Origin of the sequence: Streptomyces sp. CB00316 (genome assembly GCF_001905595.1) — a bacterium.
Classification (GTDB): Bacteria; Actinomycetota; Actinomycetes; order Streptomycetales; family Streptomycetaceae; genus Streptomyces.
In genome coordinates this window covers 567,369-586,311 of record NZ_LIXI01000004.1, presented here as the reverse complement: position 1 = coordinate 586,311, position 18,943 = coordinate 567,369, and the positions used below count along the sequence as shown (strand labels likewise).

General features: G+C 72.5%; 13 protein-coding genes. 3 read left to right on the top strand and 10 right to left on the bottom strand.

What is annotated here, in order from left to right; translation table 11 throughout:
* Nucleotides 1-15: 15 nt before the first annotated feature.
* The 6 genes from AMK21_RS14305 to AMK21_RS14280 form a co-directional block, all read right to left on the bottom strand.
* The gene (locus tag AMK21_RS14305) at nt 16-1,632 is read right to left on the bottom strand and encodes a succinic semialdehyde dehydrogenase (RefSeq protein ID WP_073877730.1); all 1,617 of its coding nucleotides are present in this window, start codon (nt 1,630-1,632) and stop codon (nt 16-18) included.
* A 174-nt stretch (nt 1,633-1,806) separates the two neighbouring features.
* On the bottom strand, nt 1,807-2,007 hold the full coding sequence (locus AMK21_RS14300; RefSeq protein ID WP_234421931.1) for a hypothetical protein: 201 nt from the start codon (nt 2,005-2,007) through the stop codon (nt 1,807-1,809).
* 120 nt (nt 2,008-2,127) lie between these two features.
* Nucleotides 2,128-3,777: a serine/threonine-protein kinase gene (locus AMK21_RS14295; RefSeq protein WP_073877728.1), complete on the bottom strand. Its 1,650-nt coding sequence runs from the start codon at nt 3,775-3,777 to the stop codon at nt 2,128-2,130.
* A gap of 143 nt (nt 3,778-3,920) precedes the next feature.
* Nucleotides 3,921-6,980 carry a protein kinase gene (locus AMK21_RS14290; protein WP_073877726.1) on the bottom strand — a complete coding sequence of 1,020 codons (3,060 nt, stop codon included), beginning with the start codon at nt 6,978-6,980 and terminating at the stop codon, nt 3,921-3,923.
* Between the two features lie 210 nt (nt 6,981-7,190).
* Nucleotides 7,191-9,362: a serine/threonine-protein kinase gene (locus AMK21_RS14285; protein ID WP_073877724.1), complete on the bottom strand. Its 2,172-nt coding sequence runs from the start codon at nt 9,360-9,362 to the stop codon at nt 7,191-7,193.
* A 252-nt stretch (nt 9,363-9,614) separates the two neighbouring features.
* Nucleotides 9,615-11,321 (bottom strand): glycerol-3-phosphate dehydrogenase/oxidase, encoded by a 1,707-nt coding sequence (locus AMK21_RS14280; protein ID WP_073877722.1) that lies wholly within the window; start codon nt 11,319-11,321, stop codon nt 9,615-9,617.
* A gap of 246 nt (nt 11,322-11,567) precedes the next feature.
* Between AMK21_RS14280 and AMK21_RS14275 the strand changes: the two genes are divergently transcribed.
* Together AMK21_RS14275 and AMK21_RS14270 are read left to right on the top strand one after the other, a co-directional pair.
* Nucleotides 11,568-12,830 (top strand): nucleotide sugar dehydrogenase, encoded by a 1,263-nt coding sequence (locus tag AMK21_RS14275; protein ID WP_073877720.1) that lies wholly within the window; start codon nt 11,568-11,570, stop codon nt 12,828-12,830.
* A 154-nt stretch (nt 12,831-12,984) separates the two neighbouring features.
* Entirely contained in the window at nt 12,985-13,644 is a 660-nt protein-coding gene (locus AMK21_RS14270) for a hypothetical protein (RefSeq protein ID WP_234421930.1), read from the top strand.
* Nucleotides 13,645-13,719: 75 nt separating this feature from the next.
* On the opposite strand, the gene AMK21_RS14265 is transcribed toward AMK21_RS14270, so the two are convergent.
* From AMK21_RS14265 to AMK21_RS14250, 4 genes are all read right to left on the bottom strand, one after another.
* A complete protein-coding gene (locus AMK21_RS14265) occupies nt 13,720-14,844 on the bottom strand; it encodes a GuaB3 family IMP dehydrogenase-related protein (RefSeq protein WP_019763850.1) in 1,125 nt (374 codons plus the stop codon).
* Between the two features lie 128 nt (nt 14,845-14,972).
* Entirely contained in the window at nt 14,973-16,475 is a 1,503-nt protein-coding gene (gene guaB / locus AMK21_RS14260; protein WP_030561780.1) for an IMP dehydrogenase, read from the bottom strand.
* 129 nt (nt 16,476-16,604) lie between these two features.
* Nucleotides 16,605-17,180 (bottom strand): sigma-70 family RNA polymerase sigma factor, encoded by a 576-nt coding sequence (locus AMK21_RS14255; protein WP_030561783.1) that lies wholly within the window; start codon nt 17,178-17,180, stop codon nt 16,605-16,607.
* A 278-nt stretch (nt 17,181-17,458) separates the two neighbouring features.
* On the bottom strand, nt 17,459-18,070 hold the full coding sequence (locus AMK21_RS14250; protein WP_003948568.1) for a response regulator transcription factor: 612 nt from the start codon (nt 18,068-18,070) through the stop codon (nt 17,459-17,461).
* Between the two features lie 451 nt (nt 18,071-18,521).
* Between AMK21_RS14250 and AMK21_RS14245 the strand changes: the two genes are divergently transcribed.
* The gene (locus AMK21_RS14245) at nt 18,522-18,863 is read left to right on the top strand and encodes a WhiB family transcriptional regulator (protein WP_015610796.1); all 342 of its coding nucleotides are present in this window, start codon (nt 18,522-18,524) and stop codon (nt 18,861-18,863) included.
* Nucleotides 18,864-18,943 lie beyond the last annotated feature (80 nt).

Sequence of the window (18,943 nt, the reverse complement as noted above, 5' to 3'; positions counted from 1 at the left end):
GCGGCGTCGGGGCGCTCAGCGCAGGCGGAACGCCTTCATCGCCTTGAGGCTGCGGGTCATGAACGCGGCGTGCTTCTCGTCGTCCATGCCGAAGGACGGGGCGAGCGGGATCAGCCGCTGCTGGGCGACGGTCTGGGCCTCGGTGTACTTGAGGATGCCCTCGGAGCCGTGCCGCCGGCCGAGGCCGGAGTCCTTCATGCCGCCCATCGGGGACTGGACGCTGCCGTACGCGGGTGCGTACCCCTCGTTGATGTTGACGGTGCCGGTGCGCAGCCGGGCGGCGACCTGGTGTCCGCGCTTGGAGTCGGTGGTCCAGACGCTGGAGTTGAGGCCGTACGGGGTGGCGTTGGCCAGCGCGATGACCTCGTCCTCGTCGCTGAAGCGGTAGATGGCGACGACCGGGCCGAAGGTCTCCTCGGTGCAGACGGCCATCGGCGCCTCGACGCCGTCCAGGATGGTCGGCTCGTAGAAGAGGGGGCCGATGTCGGGGCGCGCGACCCCGCCCGCGACGAGGGTGGCGCCCTTCTCGACGGCCTCGGCGACATGCCGGCTGACCGTCTCCAACTGGCGCTCCCCGACGAGGGAGCCCATGTCGGCGCCGTACGCGAGGGAGGTACCGAGTCGCATGGCCTTCGTCCGGGTGGCGAAGCGCTCCACGAAGTCGTCGGCGATGGACTCGTGGACGTACAGCCGCTCGATGGAGATGCAGAGCTGTCCGGCGGAGGAGAAGCAGGCGCGGACGGCGCCCGCGGCGGCCTTCTCCACATCGGCGTCCTTCAGGACGAGCATGGCGTTCTTGCCGCCGAGCTCCAGGGAGACCCCGACCAGCCGGGAGGCGGCGCCGAGCGCGACCTCGCGGCCGGTGCGGGTGGAGCCGGTGAAGGAGACGTAGTCGGCGCGGCTGACGACCTCGGGGCCGACGACGGGTCCATCGCCGAGCACGACCTGGAAGACCTCGGCGGGCAGTCCGGCCTCGATGAGCAGGTCACGGGCCCAGAGAGCGGTGAGCGCGGTCTCCGTGTCGGGCTTCATCACGACGGCGTTGCCGGAGACGAACGCGGGCAGCGCGTCGCCCACGGACAGCTCGAAGGGGTAGTTCCACGGGGCGATCTGGCCGATGACCCCGCGCGGCTGGCGCAGCTCGGTGACCTTGGTGAGGGTCGGGACGACACCGGTGTGCCGGCGGGGCTTGAGGTAGGAGACGGCCTTGCGCCCGTAGTGGCGGGCGGCGACGGCGACGGCCTGCACCTCCTCGTGGGCGTGCAGGCGGGCCTTGCCGGTCTCCAGCTGGATGAGGTCGAGGACCTCGGACTGGCGGCTGAGGACCAGGTCGTGGAAGCGCAGCAGGATCGCGGCCCGCTGCCGTACGGGGGTGGCGGCCCAGGCGGGTTGGGCGGCGCGGGCCCGGTCGAAGGCGGTGGCGACGTCCTCGGGGGTGGACTCGGGCAGGTCGGCCAGCTTCTCCCCGGTGAACGGCGTGTGGTTGACCGTCCGGCCCGAGCCGACGACGCCGCGGACCAGCTGGGCGATCACCTCGGGGGTGACCACGTCGGCGGCCGTGCGCACGCCGGCGGGGGCGACCGCGACGGGGTTCGTACCGAGAGGGGCGTCAAGGGTCTGCGAGTCCGTCATGAGGCCGAGAGTATGTCCAGTCGCACCCTTTGGGTACCCGTCGGTAACAGTTTTTCACAGGACCCGCCGACCACCCCGGGGCCACCGACACGACCGAGCCAGTGATCGCTGGCGGCATAACCGCTGATCAGTGGCTATCCGGCCGACCGGGCGGCCGCGGTCCGCCCGCCGCGCTCAGGAATCATGAATTTTCACCCCGGTGACCTCGGTGAAGATCGTGGCCCCGTCCTTCACCGCCTGCCCCTTGGCGGGCGTCCGCACCCGCACGTGCCGGTAGGGGTCCGACGGCTTCTCGCCGGGGATCAGGACCTCGTGGAAGCGGTAACGCGCCGGGGCGTCGTCGGAGGAGGCGTACGGGGTGCAGTCCGTGGTCATCTCGACGGCCGGGCGCCCCTGGTGCGTGACCTTCTCGTACGTGACGGAGGCGTCCTCGCGGCGCCGTCGGGGCCGGTCAGCGGATGCACAGCCGTGACGTACGGGAGATCTGGCCGTCGCTCAGCTCCGCGCGCCCGGCGCCCGCCAGCTGCGCAGCATGATGTCGAACTTCTCGCGGCTGGCCTCCCAGCCCTCCTGCGGGGCGGTCAGATACAGGGCGTACTCCGGGCCGCCGGAACCGCCGTAGTACATCTGGTCGATCCCGTGCCGGGGTCCCGGGTGGTCCTGGGTCTCCTGCCAGGTGAACTCCCAGAGCGAGCCGGGCCGGTCGCGGAAGGTGTTCCTCTCCAGCCTGATCCGCTGGTAGCCCGGCAGCCTGTCCGCCAGCTGCTCCTCCATGTTCTGCATGTGCAGGTACGGATGGTCGAAGTCCGGGTCCGGGTCGACGCTGATCCGGATGCGGTGGGCCCCGCCGTCCGGGGTGTAGTCGATCTGCCCTTCGTTCACCTGGCGCGTCCAGTCCTCCGGCACGACCAGGCTGAAGCCCGCCGGGTCGTCGACCCGGCGCCAGCCGTCGGGTATCTCCGGCGCGGGGTCGGTGGCGGAGGGCGCCGGGGTGGTCCGGGGCGCGGTGGGGGCGGAGGTCGTACGGCCGTCGGCCGATGCGCCCTGCCCGTACTTCATCGCGGCCAGTCCGCCCGCGCCCCCGAGGACCGCCGCCGCGACGACCACGACGAGCACCGTGCGCCACCGCCGGGAGCCCGCGCGCCGGGTGACGGAGGCGGAGGGGTGGCCCCCGACGGGGGCGGTCGGAGCCGGCGGGGAAGGGGCCCCTCCGGGGAGCCGGGCCGTGGCGCCGTCCGAGCCCGCGTACGCGAACCTGTCCCCCTCCGGCACCCGTTGGGTCGGCACATGCGCCTGCGCCGAACGCGGCTCCCGGCCCTCCATGGCGTCCAGCAGCATCTGCTCGGTCCCGGCGGCCGTGGGCCGGTCGGCCGGGTCCTTGCGGAGCAGCGCGGTGATGACGGGGCCGAGGGGACCGGCGTTGACGGGCGGCGGCGGTTCCTCGGTGACGACGGCCTGCATGGTGGAGATCGGGGACGTACGGCGGAACGGCGAGCGGCCCTCCACCGCGGTGTACAGGGTCGCGCCCAGGGACCAGAGGTCGGAGGCGGGGCCGGGGTCGCCTCCGCGTACCCGTTCGGGCGCCAGATAGTCGATGGAGCCCACCAGTTCGCCGGTTCTGGTGATGGTGGAGTCGCCCTCGATCGCGGCGATCCCGAAGTCGGTGAGGAGCACCTGCCCGTCGCGGGCCAGCAGGACGTTGCCGGGCTTGACGTCGCGGTGCAGCACCCCCGCGCTGTGGGCGGCGCGCAGCGCGCTCAGGACGTGGAGGCCGATCCTGGCCGCCTCGCGCGGGGCGATGTCGCCCTTCTCCTTGGTCTCGTCGGCGAGCGAGGGCCCGTCGACGTACTGCATGACGATCCACGGGCGCTTGTCGTACTCGATCACGTCGTGGACGGTGACGACGCCGGGGTGCGTGATGCGGGCGGCGGCGCGCGCCTCCTTCTGGGTGCGGGCGTGCAGCACGAGCCGGTCGGCCTCGGCGACGTACAGCCCGGCGGTCAGCTCCTTGACGGCGACCGTGCGGTGCAGCACCTCGTCGTGGGCGCGCCAGACCTTGCCCATGCCGCCGCGGCCCAGCACCTCGCCCAGCCGGTAACGCCCCGCCAGCACCAGTCCCGCAGCCGTGCCCTGTGATCGATCCACGTGTGTCCCGCCCCCGTTCCTCAGCTTGCCAGATTACGGAGGGCGCGCGGCGGGGCGGAACGGGGGATCGCCCACGAGACCGCACTGTGATGGTTGTCGGCACCGGACAACGGCCGTATCCGCCGGCCTCCGGTGACGTGCGGTCAGGCGTTCACCCGGTAGGAGGCGATGGCCTGCTGGTAGATCTCGGTGACCTTGTCGCGTTCGTCCTCCGGGCCGATGACCTGGACGATGTGGTAGCGGCCGTCGACGATCATGGCCAGATTGCGGACGTAGACCTCGCGGCCGCCGCTTTCCTGCCAGGTGAACTGCCCCTCGGCCATGGCCTGTCGACCCACGTCGACCCGGCGCAGACCGGACGAGGTGGACCAGCTGGAGTCCCGGAACGGCTGGAGTTCGAGCTGCTTGTCGCGCTGGTAGTCCAGCGGGTCGCCGCCCGCCGCCTTCACGGTGTCCCGGCCGGGCACGACGAGGAGCGTGAACCCGTCGCTGCCGTAACGGATCTGACGGTCCGCGTTGGCGGGGCTGCGCTGCCAGTCCTTCGGTACGCCGACCTCGAAGCCCTCCGCGTCCTTGCGGAGCACATAGCCGGAGGCGAGCGCGACGGCGGACCGGCTGGTCTGCGGCTGCTGGGATCCGGGGTCGGTGCTCGCCCCCTCGGAGGGCGCCGGCGAGCCGGAGGCGGCGGGGGGCGGTGCGGCGGAGCCCGTGGACCGCCCGGGCGCACCCTGCTGGGCCCCCTGCTCCTGCTTCGGCATGAACATGAAGGCGTACGTGATGGCCGCGGCCATCAGCAGCAGGATCAGGATCAGCAGCAGCCGCCCGAGGTGGCGCGGCGAGCGCCCCTCGCGCGGCCGGGAGGGCTCGCGCAGCACCCGGGGGCCCTTGGGCTCGCGCGGGGCGCGGGACGGGCGGGGCTCCCAGGCGTCGGCGGGGTGGGCGCGGCCCTGCTCGGGACCGGGGGGCAGCAGCGACTCGTGGCGCGGCGGCGGCTGCCGCAGGTCGTGGCGTTCGGCGGCGCGCTGCTTCTCCAGCTGCTGCCGCTGCCGCTTGCCCTGCCGGTGGCGGCCGTGCGCGGAACCTCCGCCGAACCGGCCCCGGCGCCTGCGGACCAGCTCGCCCCGGCGGCGTACGACGGGGAGCCGGGTGGCGTCGGGCGCGGGCAGCGGGACGACGTCGGCGCCCGCCTCGGGCTCGGGGGCGGACCGCACGAGCGAGCGCAGCCAGCCGCGCAGCTCCTCGAAGTCCGGCCGCTCGGTGGGGTCCTGGCGCAGCAGCGACTCGACGACGGGCCGCAGCGCGCCGCACTCCTCGGCGAAGGCGGGCGGCTCGGCGCAGACCATCTGCACGAGCTCGGCGGCACTCTCCTCGGGGTAGGGGGCGTGGCCCTGGACCGCGCGGTAGAGCAGGGCGCCGAGCGCCCACAGGTCGGTGGAGGGGCCGATGGGCGGCGCGAGCTGCCAGTTGTCGTGGACGGGACCGGCCTGTTCGGGCGCCCAGCGCTCGGTGACGGGGCCGACGACGGCGATCCGGGCCTGCCGGGCGCGCTCGGCGGCGAGCGGGGTGGTCGGGCCCCGGTAGACGGCGGCCTCACGGCTGCCCGCGACGGCCTCCTCCCAGGTGCTGGCGGGGGTCCGCTCGGCGGGGAGGCGAGTGGCGGGGGCGATGGCCGCCTGGCCGGGGCGGCGGGAGTCGGCGCGCAGCGCGTCCTGGCCGGAGCCGCCCGCCGGGACGGGTCGTCCGGAGCCGGGGCCGTCGTCCCAGGTGCCGGCGAGGTGGACGCGGCGGGGCGGGCGGGGGCCCTCCTCGTCGTCCTCGTCGTCATCGTCGTCGTAGGGGTCCTCGGGCGGGCTGCCCCAGGGGCCGGTGAGGCGGGGGCCCGGGAGACCGGCGGAGGCGGCGGTGCCGTCGGGACCGTGGGCGGCGGGGCCCGGCTCGAAGGTGTCGGGTTCCGGGCGCGGCGTGGGGAGGATGCCGGTCGCGTCCTCGTCCGTGCCGGGCGTCTGGCCGGAGAGGTTCGCCGGGGCGCTCCCGGCCGCCTGCTGACGGTCCTCGGTGGCCCGGGCGGCGGCGCGCGCACCGGCCCGGTAGGCGGCGATCGCCCCGGCGCGGGCGGCCCGCAGCTGGGCGGCCCCGGCGGCTCCGGGCTCGGCGGGGGGCCGGGGGGCGGGGGTGTAGGGCACGGCGGGCGTGGCCGGACGCGGAACGAGCTCCTGGCCACCGGGCGTGCCGTACGCCTCCGGAGTCCCGGGGACCTCGGACGCCGCCTCGTCTCCCCGGTCCGGGCGGTGGACGTCGTCCTGCGGCGGCCGCGCCCGGACATACGGCGGTACGAGCGGGAGTTCCTGGCTGTCGTGGGCCCCGGCCGGCGGCAGGGAGTAGCCGCCTCGGCCCTCCGGCACGCCGGGCCGCGCGCCCGGCAGCTCGCCCGGCTCGTCGGCGTCGACCGCCTCGACGACCGGTATCCCTAGCGTGTCGTCGGCCCCACCGACCCCGGGCGCCCCATAGGACCCGGGCGCCTCGTACGCCTGCCGCGCCCCGTGCGTCTCCGACGGCCCGCCGTACGCCTCCGACCGCCCTCCGTACGTCTCGGCCGCCGGCTCGTCGTCGGGCAGCGGCTCGGGGGCGTACCCGCAGAGCGCCTCCTCGGCGGCGCCCGCCGCGAGGCCGGTGAGCATCACGCGGCCGTCGTCGCAGACCAGGACCGTGCGGGCGGTGATGTTGCGGTGGGTCCAGCCGTGCGCGTGGAGCACCCGCAGGGCGGTGAGCACGTCGGAGCCGATCTCGGCGGCCCGGTAGGGGTTCAGGGGGCGTTCGGCGAGGAGGGCGGCGAGCGGACGGGCCGCGACGAGCTCGCTGACTATCCAGAGCGAACCGGCCTCGGCGAACACGTCGAAGACCTGGTCGAGCCGGGGGTGGTCGGGGACCTGGGCGGCGGCCTGCGCGGCCTCGATCGCCCGCCGGACCGCGGGGTCCGTACTGCGGCGCACCGCCCGCCCGGTGGTGCGCCCGCCGACCGACGACCGGCCGTCGGTGTCGAGCACCTCGGCGTCCACGATCTCCGGCAACGGCACCTGGCGGACCAGGACTTCCTGGCCGCTGTATGTGTCGAACGCCCGGGTCTCGACCAGTTCGTACCCGTCGGACGGGGGCAGCGGCAGGCGGTAGCGGTCGGCAAGCACCCGACCCGCGTAGTCGTCCACGACGCCTCCCCAGAGCGCGCTGTTCCCCCGGTCATCGAACCGTGCGCATCAGTCAGTTGTGGTCATTCGGCGGGCAATTGACCCACTGTTCCGGCTGCGTACGGTCTCCGTCGTCTTACGATACGTGGCAAGGCGGGCCGACGGGCCGGGTCGCACCAACCCGGCCCACCCAATACGTCCCGCGCTGTGCCTCGCGCGGCCGGCCGGCGGCTACTTCGTGGGCGTGAAGGTGGCGAACGCAGTCTCGCGCAGCGTGCGGCACGCGTCGCCGTCCCACTCGTCGACCTTGCAGCTGATCATGATCGAGTAGCCGCGCCGGGCGTCGACCTTGAAGCCGCGGTTGAGCACCCGGACCCGGACGCCGTTGTGGCTGCGCTCGAACGTCCAATCCGCGACGGTCGGATACCCGTTGTAATCGACCTTTTTTATGCCGATGTGCTTGTAGTTGTCGCTGAGGAGCCTGACGCCGGCGACGGCTCCGCTCCAGGCGGCGGCCGCGTCGTCCTTGGGCGAGCTGTTGAAGTCCACCTGGACCCGGGGGAAGCCGCCGCGCTCGGCGTTGTAGATGCCGCCGGAGTTGGCGCCCGCTATGGCCGTGCGCTCGAAGTTCCCGGGCATCGCCATGGTGAAGTGGAAGCGGTCGTCGGTGACCGTCTCGTACCCCGCGGGCGAGCCGCCGCCGCCCGGGGCGCCGGTCTCCGGGTCGTCTCCGGCGGGGTCGTCCGTCTTCGGGTCGTCTCCCGACGGATCGCCGGACGGGTCGTCGGGCACCTTGCCGTCCTCGGTGCCCTGCCCCTCCTTCTGACCGCCCTCGGAGTCCCCGCCCTTGCTGTCGCCCTCGCCGTCGGACCCGCCCGCCGCGGCTCCGGCGGAGGCGGCGGTGTCGCCCTTGCCGTTACCGGCGTTGGCCTTGTCGTCACCGTCGCCCAGGGTGAGCGCGAGGACGGTGCCGAGGATCGCCAGCACGACGACGCCCGCGATGACCGCGAGGGTGCGGCGCGGCACCACGTCGGTGATCGAGGCGCGGGTGGTGGCCGGTGAGGTCGGGGGGCGCTGCGGGGGTACGGCCGCGGCCCCGGAACCCGCCGGCTTCGCGGGGGAGTGCGGGCCGGCCAGGGCGGTGGTGGCGGCCGCGGGGCCGGACGGCGAGGCCGTCGTGACCTTTGCACCAGCGGTGCCGGGGGTGCCCGGGGTGCCGGGAGGCGTGGCGGGCCTGGGCGGGGCGACCGGCGAGCCGGTCGCTGCGGGAGCCTGGGAAGCGGCCGCCGGGGACGCGGAGGCCGCCGCCGCGCCCACGGCACCCGCGGCCGCACCGGATGCCGCCTGTGCGCCGCGGACGGACCGCAGCGCTCCGCGCAGCCGGTCCCGCGCGCCCTCGCCGGACTCGCCCGACGCACCGGTGGTCTGCTTCGGCGGCTTGGCGGTCTTCGCCGCCTTCGCGGCCCGGCTCGCGCCCGGTTCGGCGTCGGCCGGGACCACCGGCAGGGCCATGACCTGGGTGGAGTCGGCGGGCGGGACCTCAGGAGCGTCGGGAGCGTTGATCACCTTGTTGAGCAGCGCCCGGGCCCCGCGGTCGTCGAGCCGCTGGTCGGGGTCGCGGGCGAGGAGCCCGTAGATGGCCTCGGTCAGCGGACCCGCGTTCTTCGGCGGGTCGAGCGGCTCGGTCATCACGGCCGTCAGGGTGGCGATGGCCGACCCCTTGTCGTACGGCGGGCAGCCCTCGACGCTCGCGTACAGCAGGCCGCCGAGCGACCACAGGTCGGCGGGCGGTCCGGGCTTGTGGCCGCGGGCCCGCTCCGGCGAGATGTACGAGGGGGCGCCGACGAGCATGCCGGTGGAGGTGACCGAGGGGTCGCCCTCGACCTGGGCGATGCCGAAGTCGGTGAGCACGACGCGGCCGTCCTCGGCGATCAGCACGTTGGACGGCTTCACGTCGCGGTGCAGGATGCCCTCGCGGTGCGCCGAGCGCAGCACGTCGAGGATGGCGAGCCCGACCTCGGCGGCCCGCCGCGGTGTCAGCGTGCCGTCCTCGCGGATCGCTTCGGCGAGCGACTTGCCCTCGATCAGCTCCATCACGATCCACGGGCGGTCGTCCTCGTCGACCACGTCGTAGACGGTCACCGCGCCGTTGTTGCGAATCCGTGCGATCGCCTTCGCCTCACGCAGCGTGCGCGTGATCAGCCGGCGCTTCTCGTCCTCGTCGATGGCGGAGGGGAACCGCAGCTCCTTCACCGCCACCGTGCGGCCGAGCGTCTCGTCGGCAGCGCGCCAGACCGTACCCATGCCGCCCCGGCCGAGCACCTCCCCGAGCCGGTACCGCCCCGCGAGGAGACGACCGTTCTTGTCCCGTTGGGGCTCCCGTGCCTGCTCCGCCTCCGACATGCGTCCCCTCTGCGATCAACCCGCCCTGGCAGAGCGTTCATTGTCCCTCACCCCGGGACCGGTCCTGGTGCCGGGTCCGGGGTCCGCCGCGATAACGAGCCGGAGAGGGAATATCCCACAGCCTCCTACCAACCCGGCCTCCCCGTCCAGCACCGACCGGGCGGCCACCGCCGCGGGACCGGGCCCCTCCCCCTCAACTGGCCCGGGCCTGAAGGGCGGTGGCCGCCCGGGTGAACGCGGGCCGACCAGGGTTTAGATCGGCACGATGTCCGGCGCGCCGAGCCGGGCCGCGTCCGCCGTGAGGTCGTCGGGCTGCCGCTGCGACTCGCGCTCGGCCTCCACCCGCTTCTCGTAGTGCTCGACCTCCCGGTCGATCTGTCCCGCGTCCCAGCCCAGCACCGGCGCCATCAGCTCCGCGCAGAGGCGGGCGCTGCGGGTGCCCCGGTCGAAGGTCTCGATGGAGATCCGGGTGCGCCGGGTCAGTACGTCGTCCAGGTGCCGGGCGCCCTCGTGGGAGGCCGCGTAGACGATCTCGGCGCGGAGGTAGTCGTCGGCGGCGGGCAGCGGCTCGCCCAGGGAGGGGTCGGCCAGGATCAGTTCCAGAATCTCTTCCGTCATTGAGCCGTACCGGTTGAGCAGATGCTCCACCCGGACGACATGGAGGCCGGTCCGGGCCGCGATCCTGGCCCGCGCGTTCCACAGGGCCTTGTACCCCTCGGCGCCCAGCAGCGGGGTGTCCTCGGTGACGCAGGCGGCGACCCGCTGGTCGAGTCCGTGCACCGCCTCGTCCACCGCGTCCTTGGCCATGACCCGGTACGTCGTGTACTTGCCGCCCGCCACGACGACGAGGCCGGGGGCGGGGTGGGCGACGGTGTGCTCGCGCGACAGCTTGCTGGTGGCGTCCGACTCACCGGCCAGCAGCGGGCGCAGCCCGGCGTAGACACCTTGGACGTCGTCCCTGGTCAGCGGGGTGTTGAGAACGGAGTTGACGTGCTGGAGGAGGTAGTCGATATCGGCGCTGGAGGCGGCCGGGTGGGCCTTGTCCAGGTCCCAGTCGGTGTCGGTGGTGCCGATGATCCAGTGCCGGCCCCAGGGGATCACGAAGAGCACGGACTTCTCGGTGCGCAGGATGAGGCCGGTGGATGAGTGGATGCGGTCCTTGGGGACGACCAGGTGGATGCCCTTGGAGGCCCGGACGTGGAACTGTCCGCGCTCGTTGATGAGCCCCTGGGTGTCGTCGGTCCACACGCCGGTCGCGTTGACGACCTGCTTGGCCCGGACCTCGTACTCCCTGCCGCCCTCGACGTCCCGCACGAGCGCGCCCACCACGCGCTCACCCTCGCGGAGGAAGCCGGTCACCCGGGCGCGGTTGGCGACCTGGGCCCCGTAGGAGGCGGCGGTGCGGACCAGCTCGATGACGAAGCGGGCGTCGTCCATCTGGGCGTCGTAATACTGGAGGGCGCCGACCAGGGCGTCCTTCTTCAGTGCGGGGGCGACGCGCAGGGCGTGCTTGCGGGTGAGGTGGCGGTGGACGGGGAGGCCCCGGCCGTGTCCGGAGGAGACCGACATCGCGTCGTACAGCGCGACGCCGGAGCCCGCGTAGAACCGCTCCCAGCCCTTGTGCTGCAACGGGTAGAGGAAGGGCACCGGCTTCACCAGGTGTGGTGCGAGCCGCTCCAGGAGCAGCCCGCGCTCCTTCAGCGCCTCGCGCACCAGGGCGAAGTCCAGCATCTCCAGATAGCGCAGTCCCCCGTGGATCAGCTTGCTCGACCTGCTCGATGTGCCGGACGCCCAGTCGCGCGCCTCGACCAGGCCGGTCGAGAGTCCTCTGGTGGCGGCGTCCAGCGCCGTGCCCGCGCCGACGACGCCCGCCCCCACGACCAGCACGTCCAGTTCGCGCTCGGCCATGGCGGTGAGCGCGGTGGTGCGCTCGGCGGGTCCCAGTGTCGCTGTCCTCACTGCTGCCTCCCGGTGGATCGGGGTGGTCGGACACGGGAGTGCCACCCGGCCGAGGGGTCGGCCGCCCGTGTCCACTCCTCGATTCTCTCCGCGCTCCCCGACTTCAGCCACCGCCTGTGGACAACACCCGGACGACAGGCGTCACACAATGCGACATATAGGTCATATTTACGCCTAGTCTGACATTGCACTGTCCACAGCAGTTGCGCTTTCTGTTCTCCGGTCTTAGGGAAGGCGGCCTTCGACATGCCCGCAGACCTCGCCGTCATCGGACTCGGCCACCTCGGCCTCCCCCTCGTGCAGACCGCCGTGGCCGCCGGGATCGACACCGTCGGCTACGACACCGACCCACGCCCCTGCGCGGAGCTGCGCGCGGGCCGCACCCCCGTCGAGGGCTCCCTCACCGCGTCCGAGATCCGCCGCATGCTCTCCGGCGGCTTCCGCCCCGCCACCAGCGCCGCCGAGCTGGGCCGGGTCCGTACCGCCGTGATCTGCTCCCCCACCCCCCTCGGCCCCGACCGCACCATCGACCTCACCGCCCTCGGCGACGCCGCCCGCGCCCTGGCCGCCCGGCTGCGCCCGCACACCACCGTGGTGCTGGAGTCCGCCGTCCCGCCCGGCACCACCGAGAACTTCCTGCGCCCCCTGCTCGAAGAGGGCTCCGGGCTCACCGCCGGACGCGACTTCCACCTCGCCTGCTCCCCCAGCCGGCTCGACCCCGGCAACCGCACCCACACCTACGCCTCCACCCCCAAGGTCATCGGCGGCCTCACCTCCGCCTGCACGGAGTCGGCCGCCGCCTTCTACGGTCGGCTCACCGACAAGGTCGTACGGGCCCGGGGGCCGCGCGAGGCGGAGATGACGAAGGTGCTGGAGACCAACTTCCGGCACGTCAACATCGCGCTGGTCAACGAGATGGCGGTGGCCTGCCACGACCTGGGCGTCGACCTGTGGGACGTCATCCGGTGCGCCGAGACCAAGCCCTTCGGCTTCCAGCCCTTCCGCCCCGGGCCCGGCGTCGGGGGCCACGGCGTCCCGGTGGACCCGGGCTGCCTCCCGTACAGCAGCCGCACGCCCGGCCACCCGCTGCGGATGGTCTCGCTGGCGCAGGAGATCAACCACCGGATGCCCAGCTACGTCATCCAGCGCTGCGCCACCCTGCTGAACGAGCACGGCAAGTCCGTCCGGGGCGCCCGGGTGCTGCTGCTCGGCGTCACCTACAAGCCGGACAGCGCCGACCAGGAGGCCGCGCCCGCCCGCGAGATCGCCAGCCGACTGATGGACATGGGCGCCCAGATCGGCTACCACGACCCGCACGTCCTGGACTGGCGGGTGCGCGAACACCCCGTCCCACGCGCCGACTCGCTGTACGAGGCGGCTGCCGCGGCCGACCTGACCGTACTGCTCCAGCATCACCGCACCTACGACCTCCAGGGGCTCGCGGTGAAGGCCCAGCTCCTCCTCGACACCCGGGGAGCGACGCCGGCGGGGGCGGCACACCGGCTCTGACGGCGCGTACCGGCCACCCGGATGTGCGCGTATCGGCCACCGGATTGCTAGTGACCAATTCCGGTGCGTACTGCTACCGTGCGGCGTCACAGAGCGCACACGTGTTCGCGTCAAGAACCGCACCTGCGCATTTCGCCCCAGGGGGAGACCCACCGTGAGCCAGCCCGTGCAGCCGCCGAACCAGCCCCAGCAGCCGTACGGCGGCCAGCCCGCAGACGGCAATCCGTACGCGGGCGGACCGGGCGCCCCCGCCCCCGCCGCCCCGACGGGCAACCCGTACGGCGACCAGCCCCCGGCCCCGACGGGCAACCCCTACGGCGGCCAGCCCCCCGCGCCCACCGGCAACCCCTTCGGGAACCCGCAGGGACAGCCCGCCCCGTTCGGCGGTGCCCCCTTCGCGCCGGCGCCGCCGGCCCGCAACGGCCTCGCCCTCGGTGTGCTGGTCGCCCTCGGCGCGGCGATCGTCGCGTCCATCCTGTACGGCGTGATCCTGGGTTCGATCGAGCGCGAGATCGGTTACGCGGCGGTCGGCGTCGGCTTCCTCGTCGGCTTCGCGGCGGGCAAGCTCGGCGGCGCCAACCCGGTGACCATCGCCGCGTCCGCCGTCTTCTCGGTCGGCGCCGTCTACTTCGGCCAGCTCATCGGCTACGCGATGGTGATGGCTGACGTCGCCCAGGTCTCGTTCTCCGAGGTGTTCCTCGACCACTTCGACGCGGTGACGCGGGTCTGGAAGGAAGACGCCGACTTCATGCGGTACCTCTTCCTCGCACTCGGCGCGATCGCCGCGATCGGTGGCGCCAAGAAGGCGAACTGACCCCTCGTACGACCACGGGGAGGGGACCGGACCGTCGAACGGTCCGGTCCCCTCCCCGTGGCACGTACGGGCGGGTCAGCGGCGGTGCTGCGAGTCCGCCACCGTCACCTCGACGCGCTGGAACTCCTTCAGGTCGCTGTAGCCGGTGGTGGCCATCGCGCGGCGCAGGGCACCGAAGATGTTCATCGAGCCGTCCGGGGTGTGCGAGGGGCCGGTGAGGACCTCCTCCGTCGTCCCGACCGGACCGAGGTCGACCAGCTTGCCGCGCGGCACGTCCTCGTGGACGGCCTCCATGCCCCAGTGGCGGCCGCGGCCCGGCGCGTCCGTCGCGCGGGCCAGTGGGGATCCCATCATCACGGCGTCCGCGCCGCAGGCGATGGCCTTCGGCAGGTCGCCCGACCAGCCGACGCCGCCGTCAGCGATGACGTGCACGTACCGGCCGCCGGACTCGTCCATGTAGTCGCGGCGGGCCCCGGCCACGTCCGCGACGGCGGTGGCCATCGGGACCTGGATGCCGAAGACGTTGCGCGTGGTGTGCGCGGCGCCGCCGCCGAAGCCGACGAGGACACCGGCCGCGCCGGTGCGCATCAGGTGCAGGGCGGCGGTGTACGTGGCGCAGCCGCCGACGATGACCGGGACGTCCAGCTCGTAGATGAACTGCTTCAGGTTGAGCGGCTCGGCCGCGCCCGAGACGTGCTCGGCGGAGACCGTCGTACCCCGGATGACGAAGATGTCCACCCCGGCGTCGACGACGGCCTTGGAGAACTGGGCGGTGCGCTGCGGGGAGAGCGCGGCGGCGGTGACGACACCGGAGTCGCGCACCTCCTTGATGCGCTGTCCGATCAGCTCCTCCTGGATGGGGGCGGAGTAGATCTCCTGGAGCCGACGGGTCGCCGTCTCGACCGGCATCTCGGCGATCTCGTCCAGCAGCGGCTGCGGGTCGGCGTGCCGGGTCCACAGCCCTTCCAGGTTGAGGACGCCCAGGCCGCCGAGCTCACCGATGCGGATGGCGTGCTGCGGGGAGACCACGGAGTCCATGGGAGCGGCCAGGAACGGCAGCTCGAAACGGTAGGCGTCGATCTGCCAGGCGATCGAGACCTCCTTCGGGTCCCGGGTGCGGCGGCTCGGTACGACAGCGATGTCGTCGAATGCGTAAGCCCGGCGGCCGCGCTTGCCGCGCCCGATCTCGATCTCAGTCACGATGTGTGGCCTTTCCCTCTACGTCTGCGCTGACCAGTATCCCCGACACGCGGCTAAGGGGCGGTACCGGGAACTCCGGTCCGCCCCTCACCTGGGGTGATGCGTTACTTCCTGTGCTGCTTCCCGCGTTACTTCCGGCTGTAGTTCGGTGCTTCGACCGTCATCTGGATGTCGTGCGGGTGGCTCTCCTTGAGACCCGCCGAGGTGATCCGGACGAACCGGCCCTTGCTCTCCATCTGGTCGACGGACTCGGCGCCGACGTAGCCCATGGTCTGGCGCAGGCCCCCGACGAGCTGGTGGAGGACGTTGGCCAGCGGACCGCGGTAGGGCACCTGGCCCTCGATGCCCTCGGGGACGAGCTTGTCGTCCGAGGAGACCTCGGCCTGGAAGTAGCGGTCCTTGGAGTACGAACGGCCCTGGCCACGGGACTGCATGGCGCCCAGCGAGCCCATGCCGCGGTACGACTTGAACTGCTTGCCGTTGATGAACATCAGCTCACCAGGGGACTCCTCGCACCCGGCGAGGAGGCTGCCCAGCATGACGCTGTCCGCGCCGGCGGCGAGCGCCTTGCCGATGTCACCGCTGTACTGCAGGCCGCCGTCGCCGATGACCGGGACGCCCGCGGCACGGGCGGCGAGCGCCGCCTCGTAGATCGCGGTGACCTGCGGGACGCCGATACCGGCGACCACGCGGGTCGTACAGATCGAGCCGGGCCCGACGCCGACCTTCACGCCGTCGACACCGGCGTCGATCAGCGCCTGGGCGCCGTCGCGGGTGGCGACGTTGCCTCCGATGACGTCGATGCCGACGCTGGACTTGATCTTCGCCATCCAGTCGAGGGCGTTGCTGTTGTGGCCGTGCGAGGTGTCGACGATCAGGAAGTCGACCCCGGCGGAGGCGAGCGCCTGGGCGCGGTCCAGCGCCTCGGGGCTGGCGCCGACGGCCGCGCCGACCAGCAGACGGCCTTCGGCGTCCTTGGCGGCGTTCGGGTACTGCTCGGCCTTCTTGAAGTCCTTGACCGTGATGAGGCCCTTGAGGATCCCGGCGTCGTCGACCAGCGGCAGCTTCTCGATCTTGTGGCGGCGCAGCAGCTCCATGGCCTCCACGCCGGAGATGCCGACCTTGCCGGTGACGAGCGGCATCGGCGTCATGACCTCGCGCACCTGGCGCGAGCGGTCCGACTCGAAGGCCATGTCACGGTTGGTCACGATACCCAGAAGCTTGCCCGCGGCGTCGGTGACCGGCACGCCGCTGATACGGAACTTGGCGCAGAGCGCGTCCGCCTCGCCGAGCGTGGCGTCGGGGTGCACGGTGATCGGGTCGGTGACCATCCCGGACTCGGACCGCTTGACCAGGTCGACCTGGTTGACCTGGTCCTCGATCGAGAGGTTGCGGTGCAGCACGCCGACGCCGCCCTGACGGGCCATCGCGATGGCCATCCGGGACTCGGTCACCTTGTCCATGGCGGCCGACAGCAGGGGGATGTTCACCCGCACGTTCCGCGAGATGAGGGACGAGGTGTCGACCGCGTTGGGCAGGACCTCTGACGCGCCCGGCAGCAGCAGCACGTCGTCGTATGTCAGCCCGAGCGTCGCGAACTTCTCAGGCACTCCGTCGACGTTTGCAGTCATGACACCTTCCCCAAACGGTCTTGATCGGTGCGGATGTCCATGCTAACGGGCTCCACGGGTGCCTCATTCCACGATCAAGATCAGCTGGACGTTCTGTAGCTTTCTACCGAACGCCCCGCAGGGGTGCGCCTACTGCTCGGCCAGTGCCCGGAGCCGGCTGAGCGCGCGGTGCTGGGCGACCCGGACGGCGCCCGGGGACATCCCGAGCATCCGCCCGGTCTCCTCGGCGGTCAGCCCGACCGCGACCCGCAGGACCAGCAGCTCGCGCTGGCTCTCCGGGAGGTTGGCGAGGAGCTTCTTGGCCCAGGCGGCGTCGCTGCTGAGCAGGGCGCGCTCCTCCGGGCCGAGGGAGTCGTCGGGTCGCTCCGGCATCTCGTCGGAGGGGACGGCGGTCGACCCGGGATGGCGCATCGCGGCGCGCTGGAGGTCGGCGACCTTGTGGCCGGCGATGGCGAAGACGAAGGCCTCGAAGGGCCTGCCGGTGTCCTTGTAGCGGGGCAGCGCCATCAGGACGGCGACGCAGACCTCCTGCGCGAGGTCCTCCACGAAGTGGCGAGCATCACCGGGCAGACGGTTCAGCCGGGAGCGGCAGTAGCGGAGGGCGAGGGGGTGGACATGGGCCAGCAGATCATGGGTGGCCTGCGCGTCGCCGTCGACGGCCCGGTGCACGAGGGCACCGATCGCCGTGGTTTCGTCGTCGCGCATCGGACCATGGTGCCCTGATGCCGTACGCTCCGCTCCATCGCGTCCCGAGTTGTGCACCGAAGCGTTATGAGCGGGTGCGCCGGATGTCATGTCCTGCGCCCTCCCCTTCCGCTCGATCGAATCGTTCCTGAGGAACTCCACGACTCAAGGATGCGTCATCGGCCGGGAAGCGTCACACGGCGCCGCCGGCGGGCGCCCGGATCCGGGGTCGTACCGCTGGTGACCCGTCCCGTCACCCCGTCCGCCGGTCTGCGGACGGGGGCGGTCCGGGCCGGGCGTCAGCGGACCAGCCCCCAGCGGAATCCCAGGGCCACCGCATGGGCACGGTCCGAGGCCCCGAGCTTCTTGAACAGCCGCCTGGCGTGGGTCTTGACCGTGTCCTCGGAGAGGAACAGCTCGCGGCCGATCTCCGCGTTGGAGCGACCGTGGCTCATGCCTTCGAGCACCTGGATCTCCCGCGCGGTGAGCGTGGGGGCCGCCCCCATCTCGGCGGACCGCAGCCGGCGCGGGGCGAGCCGCCACGTCGGGTCGGCCAGCGCCTGGGTGACGGTGGCCCGCAGCTCGGCGCGGGACGCGTCCTTGTGCAGATAGCCGCGGGCACCGGCGGCGACCGCGAGCGCGACGCCGTCCAGGTCCTCGGCGACGGTCAGCATGATGATCCGGGCCCCGGGGTCGGCGGAGAGCAGCCGCCGGACCGTCTCCACACCCCCCAGACCGGGCATGCGTACGTCCATCAGAATCAGATCCGAACGGTCGGCCCCCCAGCGGCGGAGGACTTCCTCGCCGTTGGCCGCCGTGGTCACGCGCTCGACACCGGGCACGGTGGCAACCGCGCGACGGAGCGCTTCTCGGGCAAGCGGGGAATCGTCGCAGACGAGCACGGATGTCATGACCGTCCTCCGCAGCTGATGCGCGTCACCTTGAGCCTCCAGGCTGATACAAGTCGTCACCTGTGCGGTTGACCCCTTCGGACATGTGCCCGAGCTCGTTCTCCGTCAACCGCATCCGCCCTCTTAACGATGGTCACTCGAAAGAGTTACGGGTCGGACCTTCGGGTTCGGCACTCTACGTGAGGGCCCGCACACGGAGGAGAGCGACGCGGGTGATTCACCCGTCAACCGAATCTTCACTCCCCTGCTTGCCCTATTTGGCGAGATTTCTTCCCTTTTAAGGGTGTCTGTGGCTAGATTCGCAAACAGTCATATTTACATCTACTAGCACCACAGATGTACGGTCGAGACTCAGGTCACCGAAGAGACGATCGCCGATCACGGATCGCCGGTTCCCCGGCGGTCGAGGATGCCGCTTCCGACGCAGCACGGCTTCGAGGGGACAAGCGCAATGGCAGATTTCTCCCGCCTTCCCGGACCCAACGCAGACCTGTGGGACTGGCAGCTGCTCGCCGCCTGCCGAGGTGTCGACAGTTCCCTGTTCTTCCATCCCGAAGGTGAGCGCGGCGCCGCCCGCAGCGCTCGTGAGACCTCCGCGAAGGAGGTGTGCATGCGGTGCCCGGTACGCGCCGAGTGCGCGGCCCACGCCCTGGCCGTACGGGAGCCCTACGGAGTGTGGGGCGGCCTGACCGAGGACGAGCGCGAAGAGCTCATGGGGAGGGCCAGAACCAGACTGATCACCGCGGCGCCCTCGGGCGTCACCACGGCCACGACAGGCTCGCGCCCGACCTGACAGCCCGGGGCCGGTCGAACGCAGAAACGTTTGCTCAATGCGGCCCCTCTGCACCGATACGGTCCCTCCGCACCACGCCC